The 17866-nt window shown below is 65.0% G+C and carries 14 protein-coding genes; 5 read left to right on the top strand and 9 right to left on the bottom strand.

Annotation, left to right across the window (positions count from 1 at the left end; translation table 11 throughout):
* Window positions 1–201 precede the first annotated feature (201 nt).
* The 3 genes from I2I01_RS17855 to lgt all read left to right on the top strand — a co-directional run bounded on the left by I2I01_RS17855 (window position 202) and on the right by lgt (window position 2228).
* Window positions 202–822 carry an RNA polymerase sigma factor gene (locus tag I2I01_RS17855; protein WP_196287865.1) on the top strand — a complete coding sequence of 207 codons (621 nt, stop codon included), beginning with the start codon at window positions 202–204 and terminating at the stop codon, window positions 820–822.
* On the top strand, window positions 815–1114 hold the full coding sequence (locus tag I2I01_RS17850) for a hypothetical protein (RefSeq protein WP_196287864.1): 300 nt from the start codon (window positions 815–817) through the stop codon (window positions 1112–1114). Before I2I01_RS17855 ends, I2I01_RS17850 begins: the two co-directional genes overlap by 8 nt.
* Window positions 1115–1235: 121 nt before the next feature.
* Window positions 1236–2228, top strand: a complete 993-nt coding sequence (gene lgt, locus I2I01_RS17845; RefSeq protein WP_196287863.1) for a prolipoprotein diacylglyceryl transferase — start codon at window positions 1236–1238, stop codon at window positions 2226–2228.
* Between the two features lie 106 nt (window positions 2229–2334).
* On the opposite strand, the gene I2I01_RS17840 is transcribed toward lgt, so the two are convergent.
* From I2I01_RS17840 to I2I01_RS17830, 3 genes are all read right to left on the bottom strand, one after another.
* Window positions 2335–3237 (bottom strand): SdiA-regulated/phytase-like domain-containing protein, encoded by a 903-nt coding sequence (locus tag I2I01_RS17840; protein ID WP_196287862.1) that lies wholly within the window; start codon window positions 3235–3237, stop codon window positions 2335–2337.
* A gap of 46 nt (window positions 3238–3283) precedes the next feature.
* The gene (gene yidD / locus I2I01_RS17835; RefSeq protein ID WP_196287861.1) at window positions 3284–3505 is read right to left on the bottom strand and encodes a membrane protein insertion efficiency factor YidD; all 222 of its coding nucleotides are present in this window, start codon (window positions 3503–3505) and stop codon (window positions 3284–3286) included.
* Between the two features lie 91 nt (window positions 3506–3596).
* Window positions 3597–4331, bottom strand: a complete 735-nt coding sequence (locus I2I01_RS17830; protein WP_196287860.1) for a M48 family metallopeptidase — start codon at window positions 4329–4331, stop codon at window positions 3597–3599.
* A 160-nt stretch (window positions 4332–4491) separates the two neighbouring features.
* Here I2I01_RS17830 and I2I01_RS17825 point away from each other — a divergent pair, with 160 nt between their 5' ends.
* Together I2I01_RS17825 and I2I01_RS17820 are read left to right on the top strand one after the other, a co-directional pair.
* Entirely contained in the window at window positions 4492–5367 is an 876-nt protein-coding gene (locus I2I01_RS17825; RefSeq protein WP_196287859.1) for a hypothetical protein, read from the top strand.
* A 211-nt stretch (window positions 5368–5578) separates the two neighbouring features.
* Window positions 5579–7618: a helix-hairpin-helix domain-containing protein gene (locus I2I01_RS17820; RefSeq protein WP_230679180.1), complete on the top strand. Its 2040-nt coding sequence runs from the start codon at window positions 5579–5581 to the stop codon at window positions 7616–7618.
* A 149-nt stretch (window positions 7619–7767) separates the two neighbouring features.
* On the opposite strand, the gene I2I01_RS17815 is transcribed toward I2I01_RS17820, so the two are convergent.
* The 6 genes from I2I01_RS17815 to I2I01_RS17790 form a co-directional block, all read right to left on the bottom strand.
* Window positions 7768–8235: a hypothetical protein gene (locus I2I01_RS17815; protein WP_196287857.1), complete on the bottom strand. Its 468-nt coding sequence runs from the start codon at window positions 8233–8235 to the stop codon at window positions 7768–7770.
* Window positions 8236–8285: 50 nt separating this feature from the next.
* Window positions 8286–10232 (bottom strand): DUF3857 domain-containing transglutaminase family protein, encoded by a 1947-nt coding sequence (locus tag I2I01_RS17810; protein ID WP_196287856.1) that lies wholly within the window; start codon window positions 10230–10232, stop codon window positions 8286–8288.
* Between the two features lie 87 nt (window positions 10233–10319).
* On the bottom strand, window positions 10320–12275 hold the full coding sequence (locus tag I2I01_RS17805; RefSeq protein ID WP_196287855.1) for a DUF3857 domain-containing protein: 1956 nt from the start codon (window positions 12273–12275) through the stop codon (window positions 10320–10322).
* 5 nt (window positions 12276–12280) lie between these two features.
* Entirely contained in the window at window positions 12281–14332 is a 2052-nt protein-coding gene (locus I2I01_RS17800) for a DUF3857 domain-containing protein (protein WP_196287854.1), read from the bottom strand.
* A gap of 115 nt (window positions 14333–14447) precedes the next feature.
* The gene (locus tag I2I01_RS17795) at window positions 14448–16517 is read right to left on the bottom strand and encodes a DUF3857 domain-containing protein (RefSeq protein WP_196287853.1); all 2070 of its coding nucleotides are present in this window, start codon (window positions 16515–16517) and stop codon (window positions 14448–14450) included.
* A gap of 107 nt (window positions 16518–16624) precedes the next feature.
* Window positions 16625–17854, bottom strand: coding sequence for an MFS transporter (locus I2I01_RS17790; RefSeq protein ID WP_196287852.1), 1230 nt, complete (start codon window positions 17852–17854; stop codon window positions 16625–16627).
* Window positions 17855–17866 lie beyond the last annotated feature (12 nt).

Below are 17866 nucleotides of genomic sequence, written 5' to 3'. Positions count from 1 at the left end.
TCTGCGGCTTACAGCCAAGTATTCGCTTGTTATTTATCGTGCTGATAGACAGGTAAATTTAAAGAAACATAGAAGCCGGCCGCAAGTTTTGGCCGCATATAGTCCCTAACTTCTCGAAAACCTGCCAATGGTCGTTATAAGCCAGGGTGGCAGGCAGTAGTTGAATTTCAGTGTTCCCTGATTGTGGTATGTCCCCTGCCAATGCCTTTTGCCCCTGAGGCCTGTGCCGAGCTAGCCAAGCCGCTGGCTGCCGATGCGGAGACGGACTTGGTGGCGCAACTGCAGCAGGGCAGCGAGGCGGCGTTTCGCACGCTGGTTGAGCGGTATCAGGACCGGATTTACCAAGTAATCCTGTCGCTGCTGCGGAATCCGGAAGAAGCCGAGGATGTGGCGCAGGAGGTGTTTGTGGAAGTGCACCAAACCATCGGCCGGTTTCGAGGCGAGGCCGCATTGAGCACCTGGCTGTACCGGCTGGCCACGTCGCGGGCGCTGAAAAGCCTGCGCCGGGCCCGGACTCAAAAGCGTTTTGCTTTCTTCACCAGCCTGCTGGGTTTTGGCAACGAGGTGCTGCACGAGGCGCCCACCCACGCGCACCCCCAAGCCTTGCTGGAAGGCCAGCAGCAATTAGGCCTGCTGCTCGACCACATTGCCCGCCTGCCCGACCAGCAGCGGGTGGCCTTCACGCTCCGCCACGAGCAGGAACTGAGCTACGAGCAAATCGCCGCTGTGCTCCATACCACCGTGCCTGCGGTGGAGTCGCTTTTGTTTCGGGCTCGCAAAACCCTTCGCCAGCACCTGCAACCTCATTTTCGCCATGACTGAGCCCAACCGCCACCCCGATTCTGATGAGGCCTGGAGTGATTTGCTAAGCCAGTTGGCGCGCCAGCCCCCAGCCCAGCCCCGGCCCTTTTTCTACGGCCGGGTGCAGGCCCGCCTGGCCGCCCAGGCCGCGGCAGAAAAGCCGCTAGTGCCCGGCTGGCTGCGCCGACCGGCCTTCGCGGCCCTGCTGGCAGCGCTGGTGTTAAGCTTGCCCGGCGACGGCGCGGCGGTGGGCGCTGCCCGCGAAGCAGCCGGCCGCGCCGGCGAGTCCGCACCGCACCTGCTGCCGCGCTAGGCTGCATCGTTTTCGCACCCAATCCAACCAAGCCCCTGCGTCCAGTGCCGCTTCACTGGCCGGGCACCGAGCCCGGGGGCTGAGTACCTTTGAACCCATTAATCATTCTTGCCTGCCCTGCATGTCGCCTTTTCTTGCCGCCATTTTCTGGAACGTCAACCCCATCATTGCCCATTTGGGGCCGGTCACGCTGCGCTGGTACGGGCTGTTTTTCATGCTGCCCTTCGTGGTGGGCACGTTCATCCTCACCCACATCTACCGCTCCGAGCGGGTGTCGCCGCAGTGGGTTGATGTGATTACCATCTACATGCTCATCGGCACCATTGTGGGCGCGCGGCTGGGGCACATGCTGTTCTATGATTTGGACGCGTTGCTGGCCGACCCCATGGTGGTGTTCAAAATCTGGCAGGGCGGGCTGGCCAGCCACGGCGCCACCATTGGCATCTTGCTGGCTTGCTGGCTGTTTGCGCGCAACAACAAGTTCGACTACCTGTGGGTGCTCGACCGCATTGTGATTGTGGTGGCGCTGGGCGGCGCCTGCATCCGCACCGGCAATTTGATGAACTCCGAAATTGTGGGCAAACCCACCGACGTGGCCTGGGCCTTCACCTTCCCGCGCGATACCGAGCACCTGCTGCCGGCCACCAGCCCGCTGCCCGCCGGGGCCGTCCTCGTCGACCGTGTGGCGCAGGCCGATGGCACCTACGCCTACCCGCTGCATGCTGCCGGCCAGCCCACCACGGCCGCTACCCTCATGGCCGTGCCGCGCCACCCCACCCAGATTTACGAGGCGCTGTTCTGCATTTTCCTGCTGGCGCTGCTCTACTCGATGTGGAACCGCACCAAGGACCGCACCCCGCGCGGGCAGCTGTTTGGGCTGTTTGTGGTACTGCTGTTCACGCAGCGTTTTCTGGGTGAGTTTCTGAAGGAGAACCAGGTTAAATTTGAAGATAACAACCTGCTCAACCAAGGCCAGCTGCTGAGCATTCCGCTCATTCTCATTGGGGTGTGGGTGCTGTGGCGGGCCGGCAAAGACCCGCAAAACCCCTACGGCTATGCCCCGCGCGACCTGGGCAAAGAAGGCGACGCGGAACATTCGACGATTAAAGCCTAAGCGCGCAGTTTCGCGAAGCGTAAAAAGGGAGGCCTTGCAAAGGTTGACGTACCACGTCCTGCCTTTGCAAGGCCTCCCTTTTTAATCCTTGTGACACCTGGCGCGCCTACGGCAGCGTGTACTCAAACAGCCCGCCCTGCTCGGTGCTGATAAGCAAGGTTTTATTGTCTTTGAAAACGGCACCTTCGGTTTGGCCGGCGCCGGTGAGGGCTACTTGGCGGGGCGTGGCTTTGAGGATGTCGGCCCAGGAGTTGCCGTCGAGAATGAACAGCTCACCGCGGCCCAGCAGCACCAGGCGGCGGCCGTCGGGGCGCAGGGCGGCATCGGTTACCTGGCCGGGAATGGCGAGGGCGGTGACCTTTTTGGCGGTGTAGTCGCCGGGCTGGTCGGGCACGGTGTACACGTTGCTGGTGCGGGACTGGCCCCGGTCTTTGGTGAAAAGCCATACCTGGCCGTCGTGCCAGAGGCTGGCTTCGCAGTCGAAATTGCGTTGCTTTTTCTTGGGTGGAAACTCGTTTTGGTCGGGGTACTGGAAGGCGATGGTACCCACTTTGGTGGGCGCGTCGGGGCGGAACTTGTAGATGCGCAAGTCGTGGCGCAGGCTTTCGTTGTTGCCGCAGTCGCCGATGTAGTAGTTGCCCTGGCCGTCGCGGCTCAGGCTTTCCCAGTCGATGTTGTCGGCGGGCACGTCCAGCTTGCCCACGCCTTCGCCGGTGCCCGTGATTTCATAGAGAATGGGCCGGTTGCCATCGTCGCCGAAGCTGTAGTAGTGGCCCGCTGTGGGGGCCGCTGCCAGGCCGGAGCTTTCGGGCACCACACCCTTCAGCGAACCTACTTTGGTGAGGCCCTGGATTTCGGAAGCGGCGTTTTTGTCTTTGCGGCGGTCGCCGCCCTTGGAGCTTTTGGCGTTTTTGCCGCCTTTGTCAGAAGTGTCGGATTGGGCCTGCGAGCAGGAGGCAGTGGTGAGCAGCAAGGCCAGTGCGGCCGGCAGGAGGGGGGTAAAGCGCATCGAAAGAAGTTCAGACGGTGAACTCCGCCTATACGCAGGCCGCAGCCTAAGGTACGGGGTCGTAGCCGTGGCCGCCCCAGGGGTGGCAGCTGGCAATGCGCCGCAGCGCCAGGCGCCCGCCCCGCCACGGCCCGTGCTTGCGGATAGCCTCTGCCGCATACACCGAGCAGGTGGGCACGTACCGGCAGCTCGGCGCCGTGAGCGGCGAGATGAAACGCTGGTAGAACCAAACGAGGCTGAGAAACAGGGCGCGGAACAGGCGGGACATGGGGATTAGTAGAAAGACGTGAGTAGCAGGTAATAAGACGAGGTAGAGAATAATATCTTGTTACTTGCTACTTACGTCTTGCTACTCAAGGCTACTTCGGCAGCGCGTTCAACTCGATTTTCCACCGCTCCCAATCGGGCAGCAGGCGGGTTTGCAGGTCGTAGAAGGCCTTGGAATGGTCGCCCACCAGCAGGTGGCAGCACTCGTGCAGCAGCACATAGTCGAGGCACTCGGGGCGGGCGCGCACCAGCTCGGGCGAGAGGCGGATGCGGGCCGTGCGCGGCGTGCAGCTGCCCCAGCGCGTGCGCATCTGCCGTACTGAGAGCGTGGGGCGCGTCAGGTTGAACTCCGCGAAGCGTGGCCACACCCGGGCCAGCGACTCGGCAAAGAGCGGCCCGGCCTGGCGGGCGTACCAGGTATGCAGCAGGGCTTCGGCTTGCGCTTCAGTGAGCGGGGCGCGGCTGCTGAGCACCAGATTTTCGCCTTCCACAGCTACGTTGGGACGCGGAGCTTCGGCGAAGCGCAGGGCGTAGGCTTGGCCCTGGTAGAAATGCTGGCTGCCGGCCTCGTAGCGGCGGCTGGGTGCGGGGGCCGGGCGGCGGGCAAAGGTTTCTTGGTGTTTGAGAATCCAGTCGGCTTTGCGCAGCACTTGCTGGGCCACCCACTCGGGCGAAGTGCCGGCCGGCGCACTGATGTGCACGCTGCCATCGGGCCGCACGGCGAAGCCGATGGTGCGGCGCGAGCGAAAAACCAGGGTGTAGTGAAGCGGTTGGTTGCGATAGAGCAGCGTTTCGCGGCGGGGCGCGGCAGAGAAGGAGCGGGGCATACGGCGGCAAGTTCGGCAAGGGGGCCGGAACGGATAACCGCGCCGCCGGCCAAAATAATTTCGAAAGCAAGCCCAGCCATTGCCGACCACGTGCTAACTTCCCGGCATGCAACACTGTTTACCCCGGTATTTTTCAATTTTTAGTTTCGTTTGGGTTTGTTTGGTTTGGCTGCCGGCCGCAGCGCAGGGCAACGGCCCGGGCGTGCGCGGCGCCCGCGCGGCGGGCCTCAGCAATGCCTCGGTGGCCTTGTCCGGCGAGGTGTGGAGCATGGGCAACAACGTGGCCGGCGTCGGGGAGATTAAACAGCCCAGCGTGGGTTTTTACGCCGAAAACCGTTATTTCAGCTCGGCCCTAAACGTGGGGGCACTTACAGTGGCCCTGCCGCTGGGCCGCCAGCCCAGCGCTGGCACGCCCACCGACGGCATGGCCGCCCCCCAGGTAGTGGCGCCGGTGGCCCGCACCTGGGCCCGCCACGGCGTCGTGGCCTTCGAGGCACAGCGCTTCGGTGGCACGCTCTACAACGAAACCCGCGTGGGCGCCGGCTACGGCTACCGTTTCGGCCAAATCAGCCTTGGCGCCCGCGTGGATATGCTGCAAGTGAGCATCGAGGGCCTGGGCAGCCGGCGCGTGCTGCTGGGCACGCTCGGCGGGCAAATTGAGATACTGCCCAACCGCCTCACCTTCGGCGCCTCGCTCTACAACCTAAGCCAAACCAAGCTGGCCAGCTACCAGGACGAGCGGGTGCCCACTGTGCTCAAAGCCGGCCTGGCCTATCGGCCCGGCTCGCAGGTGCTGCTGGTGGTCGAAACCGAGAAGGACGTGGAGCGCGACGCCAATTTCAAAGCGGGCCTGGAGTACCGGCCGGTGCCGGTGCTGGCCGCGCGCCTGGGCCTGGCCTCGCTCACCGAGCAGGCCAGCGCAGGCATTGGCGTGGCGGCCGGGACGTTTCAGATTGACTACGCGGCAGCGTTTCAGCAGGCGCTGGGCTTCAGCCACCATCTGAGCATCAGCAAGTCGTGGGGGAAAAATCAGTGAACAGTTAGCAGTGAACAGTGAGCAATCGGCCGCGCGCCGCTAACCGAATTCGATGAAAAAACATTACCCTCATGCAAGTTGCGTGCTGACTGGCTGGCCTAAACGACTGCTGAAACGCGGCGTCGGGTGCTTGGCGGTCCTCACTGTTAACTGCTCACTGCTCACTGCTCACTCAGCGCAAGCGCAGGATTACGTGCGCCGAGCGCCTGATTTGGACCGCCTGACGCAGGAGCTATTTGCCGAAATTCAGTCGGACCAGGTCCCGTACGAGGACCTGTACGAAACGCTGCTGCAGTACTACCAGACCCCCATCAACCTCAACACGGCCACCCGCGAGGAGCTGCGCGGTCTGCTGCTGCTTAACGAAAACCAGATAACCACGCTGCTCAAGCACCGCCAGGAAAACGGCGACCTGCTGAGCGTGTACGAGCTGCAAAGCATAGAGGGCTACGACCTGCGCACCATCAACCGCATTCTGCCCTTCGTGACGGTGCAAAGCAGCAACGCCAACCGCAGCCGCGGCACGCTGTGGCAGCGCATTGCCCAGGAAGACAACAACGCCCTGTTTCTGCGCTACGAGCGGGTGCTGCAACAGCGCCAGGGCTACACGCCGCCCACCATCTACCAGGGGCAGCCCACCACGCGCTACCTCGGCTCGCCCGACAAGATGCTCATTCGCTACCGCGTGAGCCACACCAAGGATTTCAGCCTGGGCTTTTCGATGGAAAAGGACGCCGGCGAACAATTCATCTGGAATCCGAAGAACGGGCAGTTCGGGGCCGACTACGTGTCGGCGCACTTCGTGCTGCAGGAGCGGGGCCGGCTGAAAACCCTGGCCCTGGGCGACTACCAGCTGCAGTTTGGGCAGGGACTGCTGCTGTCGTCGGGCCTGGGCGTGGGCAAAGGGGCCGAAACGATTACGACGCTGCGGCGCTCGTCGCTGGGCGTGCGGGCGTATTCGTCGCTGCTCGAAAACACGTTTTTCCGGGGCGGGGCGGTCACCGTGCAGGTGTCGCCCACGGTGCAGGCCACGGCGTTTGTGTCGCACAAGAACGTGGATGCCAACCTGCAGCAAAGCCAGGACTCGCTGGCGCAGTTTGACGAGTTTACCTCGGGCCTGCTTTACACGGGCTTCCACCGCACGGCCTCGGAGCTGGCCAACCGCCACCAGCTGCAGGAAACTATCGGGGGCGGCAACGCCACCTACACCAGCCGCGACGGCAACCTGGCCATTGGGGCCACGGGCGTGTTCACGCACTACGGCACAGCCCTGCTCAAGCGCCCCGAGGTGTACAACAAGTTCGAGTTCAGCGGCAAGGACAACCTGGCCCTTAGCCTCAACTACAGCTACGTGTACCGCAACTTCCTGCTATTTGGCGAAACGGCGCGCAGCAGCGGGGGCGGCCTGGGCACCGTGAACGGCCTGCTCGCCAGCCTGGGCCCGCAGGTAGATGCGGCCCTGCTGGTGCGCCACTACGATGCCAACTTCCACACGCTCTATGGCAACGCCTTCAGCGAAAACACCCGCAACATCAACGAAACCGGTGTGTACCTCGGCCTGAAGGTGCGGCCCATTGCGCAGTGGGAAATTTCGGCCTACTACGACCAGTTCCGCTTTCCGTGGCTGCGCTACCGGGCCAGCGCGCCCACCGACGGGCATGACGCCCTGGTGCGCGTGGCCTACTCACCCACCAAAACCAGCCTGCTCTACGTGCAGGCCCGCCAGCGCCTCAAGCCCCGCGACCTGGCCACCACCGACCTCACCAACCTGGCCGCCAACCGCGTGCTGCCCCTGCCCGGCGAGCAGCTCCGCCAAAGCCTGCTGGTGTACTACAACACCGACATCAGCACCGCGCTAAGCCTGCGCACCCGCCTGCAGACCTCGCGCCTGCGCGACGACACCAACCTGGCCTGGCGCAGCGGCTACGCCCTGGCTCAGGACGTGAGCTACCAGCTCAACCGCAGCCTCAAGCTCACGGCCCGCTACTCGCTCTTCGACGCCGACGACTACGACACCCGCCAGTACGTGTATGAGCAGGACGTGCTGCTGGCCGTGTCGGTGCCCGCGCTCTACGGCCAGGGCACCCGCGTGTACGGCATCGCCGAAATCCGCCTCAACCGTTCCCTCACGCTCTGGCTGCGCTACGCCGAAACCCGCTACCGCCACCAGAACACCGTCGGCAGCGGGTTGGAGACCATTCAGGGCCAGCTGCGCAACGAGGTGAAGGCGCAGCTGCGAGTTAAGTTTTAACCGCAATTGCAGGGCCCAGTTGAAGCAAACGAAGTTCAGTGAATCTGATTCGTCTCGTCCTCAGTGCCCAACCCTTAGATGATATAAGCTCCAATAAAAAGCCCCGGCACTGCGCAGTGCCGGGGCTTTTTGCTGAAGAAAGCATCATTTTAAGGCCGCGTGGCCGGCTGTGCCCCGGCCTTTTCGGCGGCATCGGCCTGCTCCCGGATTTTCCGAAACCGCGCCTGAATCATCAGCCGGCGCTCGTACTGTTCGGGGGTAAGCGTGGCCTTCAACTCGTTTTCAAACTTGTTGGTAATGGCTTCGCCTTCCTCTTTCATGCCGTCGTGGTTGGTGCGGGCGTTGTGCTTTTTGAGCAACGCCAGCCGCTCCTGCGACTCTACCAGCGCGGCGGCCCGCACCCGGGCCGTTTGCTCGGGGGTGAGCGAAAGCTGCCCGGTTAGCAGGGAGGCCTTTTGGTCGGCTTCCTTCTCGGGGTTAATGTCATTAACTCCCATGCGCACGCGCTGAACGGCGATGTGCGAAGTTTCTACGCCGGGCGTAGCAGGCTGGGTTTGGGCCGTGGCAGCCGTGGCAGCGCTTAGCAACAACCCCAGGAAAAGAAGATTTTTAGTCATATGTCTGGAAAGGAAAGCCGGAAAAGCCCGGCGCGACGAAGATAAGAAACTCAGCTCTCCGTCTTCAGCAGCACCACCTGGGCCTTGTCGGCGGCGCTGATTTTGCGGCGGAACTCCAGGTAGCCGGCGTAGGCGGTGGCGGGGAATTGGCCGCGCTTCATTTCGAGGCGGCGGATGTATTGGACGCCGCCGTCGGGCAGGGCCGCGTACTGGCTGGAGTAAATGCCGTAGGCCGTGCTGAGCTGCACCGGCGCCGGCAGGTTTTCGGGCCGGAAGCCGGCGGGCAGGTGCAGGCGCACTGTGTCGGCGTGCAGGCAGGCGTCGGACAGCCACACCGGCGTTTGGCGCTCGCCCGCCTGAGCGGGCAGGGCGGGCAGGCGGCTCAGCAGGTTGGGCGCAATGAACACGCGCTTGCCGCTGGGCGCCGCAAAGCCCGGCAGCGCCAGGCCCAGGGTTTCGACAATGCCCGGCGCGCCCGTGGCGGGCGCAGCGGCCAGGTTGCACTTGGTGAGCGTGAAGGTGGGCAGCTTCAGGTGGTCGGTGATGTACTTCTTCTGGTCGGTGGGGCCCAGCTCGTGCATCAATTGGGCGTACAGGTCCTGCTCCTGGCCGGTGCGCAGGGTGCGCGCCGTGGCCGTGGCGCCACCTTTATCGTCGATGAACAGGTCGAGGCGGCGCTGCAAGCGGTTTTCGGTGGCGCCATAGCGGGGCGTGGCCACCAGCTGGCCGCCTTTGGGCGTCACGAGCAGCGCGTGCCGGTTGCCGGTGAAGCTGCCCATGTAGCCGAACGGGGCCGTCTGGCTGGTGCATTCCAGCCACAGGGTGTCGGGCTTGCCGGCCTGGGCCAGGGGCACGCACACGATGGCGTGGTTGAACTGCGAGCTGGGGAAATCGGCGCGCAGGTCGGGGCGGTCGGAGCCGGCGCCCACCAGGGCCACGTAGGCGGGCACACCGGCGGCGGCCAGCAGGGCCGTGGTGTAGTTGCTCAGGGCCTTGCAGTCGCCGTAGCCGTTGCTGGCCACCGAGCTAGCCGGGAAGGTTTGCCAGCCGCCCAGGCCCAGCTGCACCGAGATGTAGCGGGTGCTGCCCTGCAGCATTTCGTACACGCGCCGGGCCTTGGTGCGGGCGTCGGGCGCGTCCTTCACCAGGGCCTGCACCTTGGCCACGGTGGCGGGCGGCAGCACGTCGCGGCCGGCGTTCAGCTCGTAGCTCCACTGCCCCAGGCCCTGCCAGGTAGCGGCCGTGCCCTTGTAGCCCTGCACCTCAAACGCGCCGGGCGCCAGCACCACGGCCGGCGTGGTGTAGGCCAGCGGCGGGGCGGCTTCTTCCTCTTCCACGGCGGGCAGGTTGGTTAGCTCCCACTGGTACACTTCCTGGCCTGCTGCGGTGCTGCGCGCCACGGCCGCGCCTTTGGGCAGCTGCCGCTCCTGGTAGCGCAGGGGCAGGGCGGCCGGCGTGGTTACTTTGAAAGTAGCGCTTTGCACGGCCAGGCCTTCCTCGTCCTGCGGCTGAAAGTCGGGGTAAAACAAGGCGTTGTCTACCGTCAGCTCGTAGTCGAACTCCACGGTGTAGGGCGTTTGGGGCTGGCGCAGGTCGGCGTAGCGCACGCGCACGTCGGTCATGAAGTTGCCGCCGGCGTCGCCCACGCCCTGGTCGTGGATTTCGGCGGCGCGCAGCTGGTGCAGCAGGCGGCCGTCGGCGTCGTACACGGCGCCGCGCAGGTAGTTGAGGGCGTGCAGCGCGTCGTAGCTCACCGAGTGGCGGCCCTGGTCGTCGCCGGCCGCATCCAGCACCGTCACCACGCGGTGCACGGCATACACCAGGCGCCCGGCCGATTTCACCGTCACCACCTCATCGTCGGCCCGCAGCACGGCGTGGGCGCCCTCGCGCAAGGCCGCCGGGATATCGGCCACCGCATACTTGGGCGCAGGGGCAACGGCAGGCAGCAGGAAGCTACTCAGCGGCAGGGCGGCCAGCAGGGGAAGTAATGCTTTCATCAGTTAAAAGGAAAAGCGAAAGGAATGGAAAATGAAACGTCCTGCCGAGCGCAGCCGGGGCATGACGGCCTTGATTCGTTGATTAAACTAGGCCTTCTTTTTGATGACCAGTTTCTCGCGCTGCTTTTCCAGCATGAGGCGGTAGAGCTCGCGCAGGTGCACGTATTCTTCGGCCGCATACACGGGTTTTCGCAAGCTCAGGCGGCTGGTGATGTTGACGGTGCTGCCCTCCACGGCCACGCTGTAGAAGAAGCGGCCGCCGCCATCGGGCAGCTCCACCTGCGAGGGCTTGGGCCGGTCGGCCAACTCGTAGTCGGCGGGCAGGTGCAGGGTAATCATGAGCGTTTCGTCCTGCTGCGTGCCGAAGTCGACCGGGAAGGTGCGGGTTTCGAGCCGGAACGGGTTTTGTTCCGCCAAAAACTCACTTACCGGGCTCAGGTACAGGCTGCCCGGCGTGGCCGCGGCGTCGGCGGGCTGCTCAAATGCGTAGTCCAGCGTGAGCGGCTTCAGCAGGTTGGTGCGTTGCGAAACGGCGAACTGCGGCACCGTCCAGGCCCCGTGCTTGCTGGCAAAATGCGTGCGGTACTTGGGCTCGCCGTCTTTCTCCAGCTCGGCGCGGGCCGTGGCGCCGGCGTAGCCGCTGAACTCCTCGTGCACCTTGCCGCTGAGGCCGCCCTGGGGCGTGAGGTCAAGCTGGGCTTGCTGGAAGTGCACGCGGCGCTGGCTGGGCGTGAGCTCCACCCAGCGCGAGTGCTGCGGGTTGGCCATCACCAGGCGGCCCACGCCGTTGAGGCAGCGCTCGGGCAGCATGCCGCAGGGCAGCAGCGGCTCGGTGGCGTCCAGCAGCAGGTCTTTGCCATCGGGCAGGGCCACGTGGGCCACCACGTAGTTGAAGCGCGAAGCCATGGGGAAGCTCGCCGCCACGCGGCCGTGCTCGCGGGTGCTCAGCAGCACGGGGTTGGCGTCGAGCTTGGCGGCGCGCAGGGCGGCAATCAGCAGCAGGTTGATTTCGGCCGCATTGCCCCGGTGGGTGTCGGTGTACAGCTTGCGCAGCGGCGTGCTGGCATAGGTGGTGGCCAGGCCGTCGTACTTCACGGCGCCGCGCACCAGCGCGTGCACGGCGGCGGCCCGCTCCTCCACGGTGGCAGTGGCGGGCAGGGCCAGTTTGGCCAGGTCGGCGGAGAGGAAGCCGCCTTGGTTCAGCAGCTGGCCCAGGTTCGGGTCGTGCAGCAGGTCGGCATCTACCTGCTCCCAGCTGCTCAGGAAGTCCTTCACCACCCGGCCGGGCACGTTCACGCTGGCCAGCTCCAGGTCGAGGCGGGCCACGTAGTCGTTCATGGTGGTCACGTAGGGCTCCTCGCGCAGGGCCGGCACGTCCTTCATGGCCCAGCGGCTCAGCATCACGCGGGCGGTGCCTTCCTTCTGCTCGCGCACGGCCAGCGGCAGGTAGCCCTGCAGCACGGTCTTGAAGTTGAAGATGTCGGGGTAAGCAATGCGAAACTCGCTCCAGCGCACCGGCACCTCGTGCTGAAACTGCCAGTCGGGCAGGCTCACCCGGCCGCCCGCCGTCAGCGAGTAGGCAAACTCCACCACCGAGCCTTCGCGCACGTTGGGCAGGGTGCACTTGAAGACGCGCACGTGGGTGGCAATTTCCTCCGTGAACTCGCCGGCGCTTTCCAGCTTTGTTTTTTCCACCACACCGTTCACCAGGTTGTAGGTGAAGCCGCGCAGGCCGGTGAGCTTTCGCCCGCCCACCAGCGGAATTTCCAGCGAGGCATAGCGGTAGCCGGCTTTGCGCAAAATCTTCACCCGCGTCATGCGCTCGGTTTCGCTGTGCATCGAGCCATCGGCGCCCCATTTCACCTGGGCCGCGCCGTAGTCGCAGAGCACCACGGCCGCGGCGCTGTCGGCCCCAAACGGGGCGGCCGTGAGGTCGGCTTGGTTTACCTGGCCAAATTTGATGGGCTCGGGTTGCGCCTGGGCCGCAAAGGGGCTCAGCAGCACCAGCGCCAAGGCCGCCCAAAAGGGGTGCGGTTGTGGCATAAGGCTTACGCTTTCTTTTTAATGACCAGCTTCTCGCCCTGTTTTTCCAGCATCAGGCGGTAGAATTCGCGCAGGTTGGCGTACTCCGCGGCGGCGTAGGAGGGCTTGCGCAGGTTGAGGCGGCTGGTGAGCTGCACCACGCCCGGCGACAACGTGGCCACGCTGAAGAGGAAACGGCCGCCGCCATCGGGCAGCTCCATCACCGTGGGCTTGGGCAGCTCCGCCAGCTCGTAGCCAGCGGGCAGCGTCAGGGTTATCATGCGGGTGTCGTCCTTGGCTGCTCCAAAATCAACCGGAAAGAGGCGGTTGTCGTGGCGGAAGGGGTTTTGCTCGCTGATGAATTCGCGCAGCGGGCTCAGGTAGAACGTGCCAATGGTGGCGTCGGCGTCGGCGGGCTGGGTAAACTCGTAGTCCAGGCCCAGGGGCTTGTCCACGTTGTCGCGCTCGGCCACGGCAAACTTGGGCACGGTCCAGCCGCTGTGAGGGCGGGCCAGCTCGCTGGCGTATTTCTTCTCGCCCAGGTTGGCCAGCTCGCGGCGGGCATCGGCGGCGGCGTAGCCGGCGTGCTCCTCGTGCACCTTGCCGCTGAGGCCGCCCCGCTCGTCCATGGTCAGGGCCACTTGCTGGTAGTGCACGTAGCGCTGGCTGGGGGCCAGTTCCACCCAGCGGCCCTCGGCCGGGTTCTTCATGATGAGGCGGCCCGCGCCGTTGAGGCAGCGGGTGGGCAGCACGCCGCAGGGCAGCAGCGGCTCGGTGGCATCCACCAGCAGTTCTTTGCCGTCGGCCAGTGCCACGTGGCCCGCCACGTAGTTGAAGCGCTCGAGCAGGGGCTGCGTCTGGTTCACGCGGCCGTGGCTGCGGGTGCTCAGCAGCAGCGGGTTGGCCGGAATGTCGGCCTCGCGCAGGGCAGCAATGAGCAGCAGGTTCACGTCGGCCGCGTTGCCGTGGTGGGCGTCGTAGGCCTTGCGCACCGGGCCGCTGCTGTAGAGGCTGTTGGCGCCGTCGTAGCGCACGGCGCTCATCACCAGCTGGCGCACGGCGGCGGCGCGGGTGGCCAGGTCGGGGTGCTGGGCCACCAACGCCTTCAGCTGGTCTTTCAGAAACCCGGCGCGGCTCAGCTGCTGGCCAAAGTTGTCGTCGTTCAGCAGCTCCATGTCGATTTTGGCCCAGGTGCCGCCCACGTTCTGGTAGCCCTGGCCCGGGAACTGCAGGCCCGCCAGCTGGAAGCTGATGCGGTCCACGTAGTCGTTGGCGGTGGTCATGTAGGGCTCGTCGCGGAAGGCGGGCACGTCCTTCATGGCCCAGCGGTAGTTGGTGACGCGGCTGTTCACCACGTCGGTGCTGGGGCCTTCGCGGGTGGCGCCAAAGCCACTGCCCACGTTGCTGCCGGCCGTGTGAATGGCGTACTGAGCGGCGGCCTCGGTCTGGTTTTGCTCGGCCAGGGCATGGTAGCCCTGCATCAGCATCTTGTACTTGAAATACTCGGGAATGCTGGCCCGGAACTCGCTCCAGCGCACCGGAATGTCGCGCTGAAACGTCCAGTCCTGAAAGTTGAAAAAGAAGTCCGACGTGACGGAGTAGGTATACTCAATCACGGAGCCCTCGCGCACGTCGGGCAGCGTGAACTTGCGCACCTTCACGTTGGGCGTCAGGTCTTCTATGAAGATGTTGCTGCCATCGAGCTTGGTGGGAATGACCCTGCCGGCCACCAGGTTGTAGGTGGTGCCGCGCAGGCCGGCAATCTTTTCCGCGCGCGTGTCGTGGTGGTAGAGCGGCACCTGCACCGTGGCATTTTCAAACCCGGCTTTCTTCAGGATTTTAATGCGCGTCACGCGTTCCGACACCAGCTGGAAGTCGTTGCTGATGAACTGAATGCTGGTGCGGCCAAAGTCGCAGAGCACCACAGCCGCCGCGGCGCTGTCGCCCGCAAACGGCGCTGCCGTCAGGTCTCTGGGGTCAATTTTCCCAAACTTGATGGGCTCGGGCTGGGCGTGGGCTGCGGCGGCGCTGAGCAGCACCGCGACCAGGGCGGCGGGCAGGCGTAGAAGTTGTTTCATGCAACTGGTTGTTATAGAATAAGTTGAAAACAAGAAAAGGGGGGCACGGGCCGCCATTGGCCAGAGGGATGTGCTGCGCACCCGTGGGTGCTGAGGCTTGAAGTGCCGCCGGCGCTTAGCCGCCGGCTTTCTTCTGAATGACCAGCTTTTCGGCCTGGCGCGCCATGAGCTGGCTGTAGAGCTCGCGCAGGCTGGCGTATTCGGCGGCCGCGTACACGGGCTTGCGTAGGTTGAGGCGGCTGGTGAGCTGCACCACGCCCGGCGACACCGCAGCCACGCTGTAGATAAAGCGCCCGCCCTGCTCGGGCAGGTCCACCACGGCAGGCTTGGGCAGGGCGGCCAGCTCGTAGCCGGCGGGCAGCGTCAGGGTCACCATCACGGTTTCTTCCTGCAGCATGCCAAAGTCCACCGAAAAGCTGCGGTCTTCGTGTCGAAACGGGTTTTGGCCGGGGCCAAAGTCGCTCAGCGGGCTCAGGTAGAGGGTGGTGGCCGCGGCGTTGTCGGTGGCCGGCTGGCGGAATTCGTAGTCCAGGGTGAAGGGCTTGTCCACGGCGTCGGTCTGGCCCACGGTCAGCTTGGGCACGGCCCAGCCCTCGTGGCGCTGTAGCAGGCCGGCCAGGTATTTTTTCTCGCCCAGGCTGGCCAGCTCGGCGCGGGCGTTGGCGCCGGCATAGCCGCCGCGCTCGTCGTGCACCTTGCCGCTGAGGCCGCCCTGGGCGTCCAGCGTGAGGTTGATTTGCTGGAAGCGCACCTGCCGGTGGCTGGGCGTGAGGTCGACCCAGCGGCCGTCGGCGTCTTTTTTCATCACCAGGCGGCCCACGCGGTTGAGGCAGCGGGTGGGCAGCACGCCGCAGGGCAGCAGCGGCTCGGTGGCGTCCACCAGCAGGTCTTTGCCATCGGCCTGGGGCACGGCGGCCACCACGTAGTTGAAGCGCTCGAGCAAGGGAAACTCCTGGCTCACGCGGCCGTGGTCGCGGGTGCTGAGAATAAGCGGGTGGGCGTCGATGCCGGCGTCGCGCAGGGCGGCAATGAGCAGCAGGTTCACGTCGGCGGCGCTGCCGCGGTGGGCGTCGTAGGCCTTGCGCAGGGGCTCCTGGGCAAAGCACCGGTCGCGGCCGTCGTAGCGCACGGCGGCCATCACCAGCTGGCGCACGGCGGCAATGCGGTCGGCCACGGCGGGGTACTGCGTGGTGAGGGGCAGCACCTGGTCTTTGAGCGGGCCCGAGCGACTGAGCCGGCCGCCAAAGTCTTCGTCGGCCAGCAGGCGGGCGTTGATTTTGTCCCAGGTGCCGGTTAGGTCGTGGTAGTCGGTGGCCGACCACTGCTCGGCCGTGAGCTCAAAATCGAGGCGGGCTACGTAGTCGCGGGCCGTGGTCATGTAGGGCTCTTCCCGGAAGGCGGGCACGTTTTTCAGTACCCACTGGTGCTCCTCGGTGGGCGCCGTGATGCCCACCGTGCCGCTGGATATGCCGCCCGACAGGCCCGCGCTCAGCGGAATCTTATTGTCGATGGTGAGGCTCGTCACGCCGGCCTTGGCCACGTCCACGTCGAAGGGCCGGCCGCCCTGGTAGATAATCTTGTACTTGTAGAACGCCGGAATGCTTACCCGGTACTCGCTCCAGCGCACGGGTACGTCGCGCTGAAACGTCCAGTCCTGGAAGTTGAACAAAAAGTCCGAGCGCAGGGTGTAGGCGTACTCTATCACGGAGCCCTCGCGCACGTTGGGCAGCGTGAATTTCTGGATGTTGATGGTCGGCGTTCGGTTTTCGAGGAAGGCGCCGGTGGGCTCCAGCTTGGTTTTCTCCACCACGCCGTTCACCAGGTTGTAGGTGAAGCCGCGCAGGTTCGACACTTTTTCCTGGTCGGCCTCGCGGTGGTAGAGCGGAATCTCGACGGTGGCGTTTTCGAAGCCGGCTTTCTTCAGAATCTTGATGCGCGTCACGCGCTCAAACACCACCTGCAGGCCGTCGCCCTTGCCTTCCATGCGCGAGCGGCCGAAGTCGCAGAGCACCACGGCCGTGGCGGCGCTGTCGGCCACAAACGGCGCCGCCGTGAGGTCGGCCTTGTCGACCTGGCCAAATTTGACGGGTTCGGGCTGGGCGCGGGCGGTGAAAGCGCCCAGGCAGGCAGCAGTTAGCAAGGGAAACACCTGCTGCCCGCGGCGCAACAGTAAAGATGTTGGCATCAATAAAAAAGAATGGGGTAGACAGTCTTTGAAACCCTAAAAATAGAAGAATCTATTTGAACTTCACCAACTATTCACCTTTTCTTTTTGGTTGCGGCGCCCCGGCTTTACACCACTTCTTCGGCCGTTGGCTCGGGCGTTGAGAGCGAGGCGTTTGCGGGCGCTATGGGGCCGGTATGCTTGATGCTGAGCAGGTAGGCTATGGCCGCCAGCACGCACAGCAAACTCAGGCCGTGCACGTAGGGCAGGCGGCCGGGCTGGTTGGCGAATATCCAGCCGGCCAGCAGCGCGCCCAGGCCGATGCCGATTTCGAGGGCGATGTACATGGTGGCCACGCCGCGGCCGCGGCGCTCGGCCGGGCTCAGGTCGATGGTCCAAGCGTAGAGCGTGGGCGAGTTCAGGCCCGTACCCAGCCCAAACACCACCGCCCCGGCCAGAAACACCGGCACCGAGGGGCACCACACCAGCAGCGCCAGCCCCGCGGCCAGCATACCCGCCGACCAGCGCAGCACCGGCACCCGCCCGTAGGTGTCCGACGACTTGCCCGCCACCAGCCGCACTGCCAGCGAGGCCGCCGTGTAGCAGATGTAGAACAGGCCCTTGGTGGAACCGGCCAGCCCCAGCAGCCGGCTTTGGTCGGGAATGACGGTGAGCACCGCGCCGTAGGGAAACAGACACAGGGCCGTGACCAGCGAGGGCGCCAGCACGCGCGGCTCAAACACCTCGTCGGATTTCAGCCGGAGCAAACCCAGGCTGAAGCGCCGCCGCTGGGCGCGGGGCAAGGTTTCGGTGAGGGTACCCTGCACCAGCACCGAGAGCAGCGCCGCCCCGCTGGAGCAGTAAAACATGGCGTTGAGCGAGAACGTCTCGGCCACCCACGAGCCGAAGGCCGGCCCGAAGGCCATGCCCAGCGCCCCGGTCACGCCCAGCAGGCCCATGGCCTCGCCGCGCCGCTCCACGGGCACGATGTCGGCCACGTAGGCGGCGGTGCCGGTGGGCTTGAAGCCCGTGCTGAACCCGTGCAGCAGCCGCAGCGTGAGAAACCCCGACACGGTGAGCGCCAATGGGTAGAAAAACCCGCACACAAAGCACACCAACGAGCCAAACACCATCACCGGAATGCGCCCCACGGTATCGGCCAGCTTGCCCGAAAACGGCCGCGAAATGGCCGCCGTGAGCGTAAACAGCGAAATAATGAAGCCCTTATACTCGGCCCCGCCCAGCTGCGCCAGGTGCTCGGGCAGCTCGGGCAGCAGCAGGTTGAAGCTGGCAAAAAACAAAAAGGACGAGAGGCACATGAGCCAGAAGCCCATGCTGTAGGTTTTGGATGCGGCCATATGAGGCCGCAA

Origin of the sequence: Hymenobacter properus, from assembly GCF_015694735.1 — a bacterium.
Lineage (GTDB): Bacteria > Bacteroidota > Bacteroidia > Cytophagales > Hymenobacteraceae > Hymenobacter > Hymenobacter properus.
The sequence above is the reverse complement of the archived record's forward strand: the minus strand, read 5'-3'. Positions and strand labels throughout refer to the sequence as shown.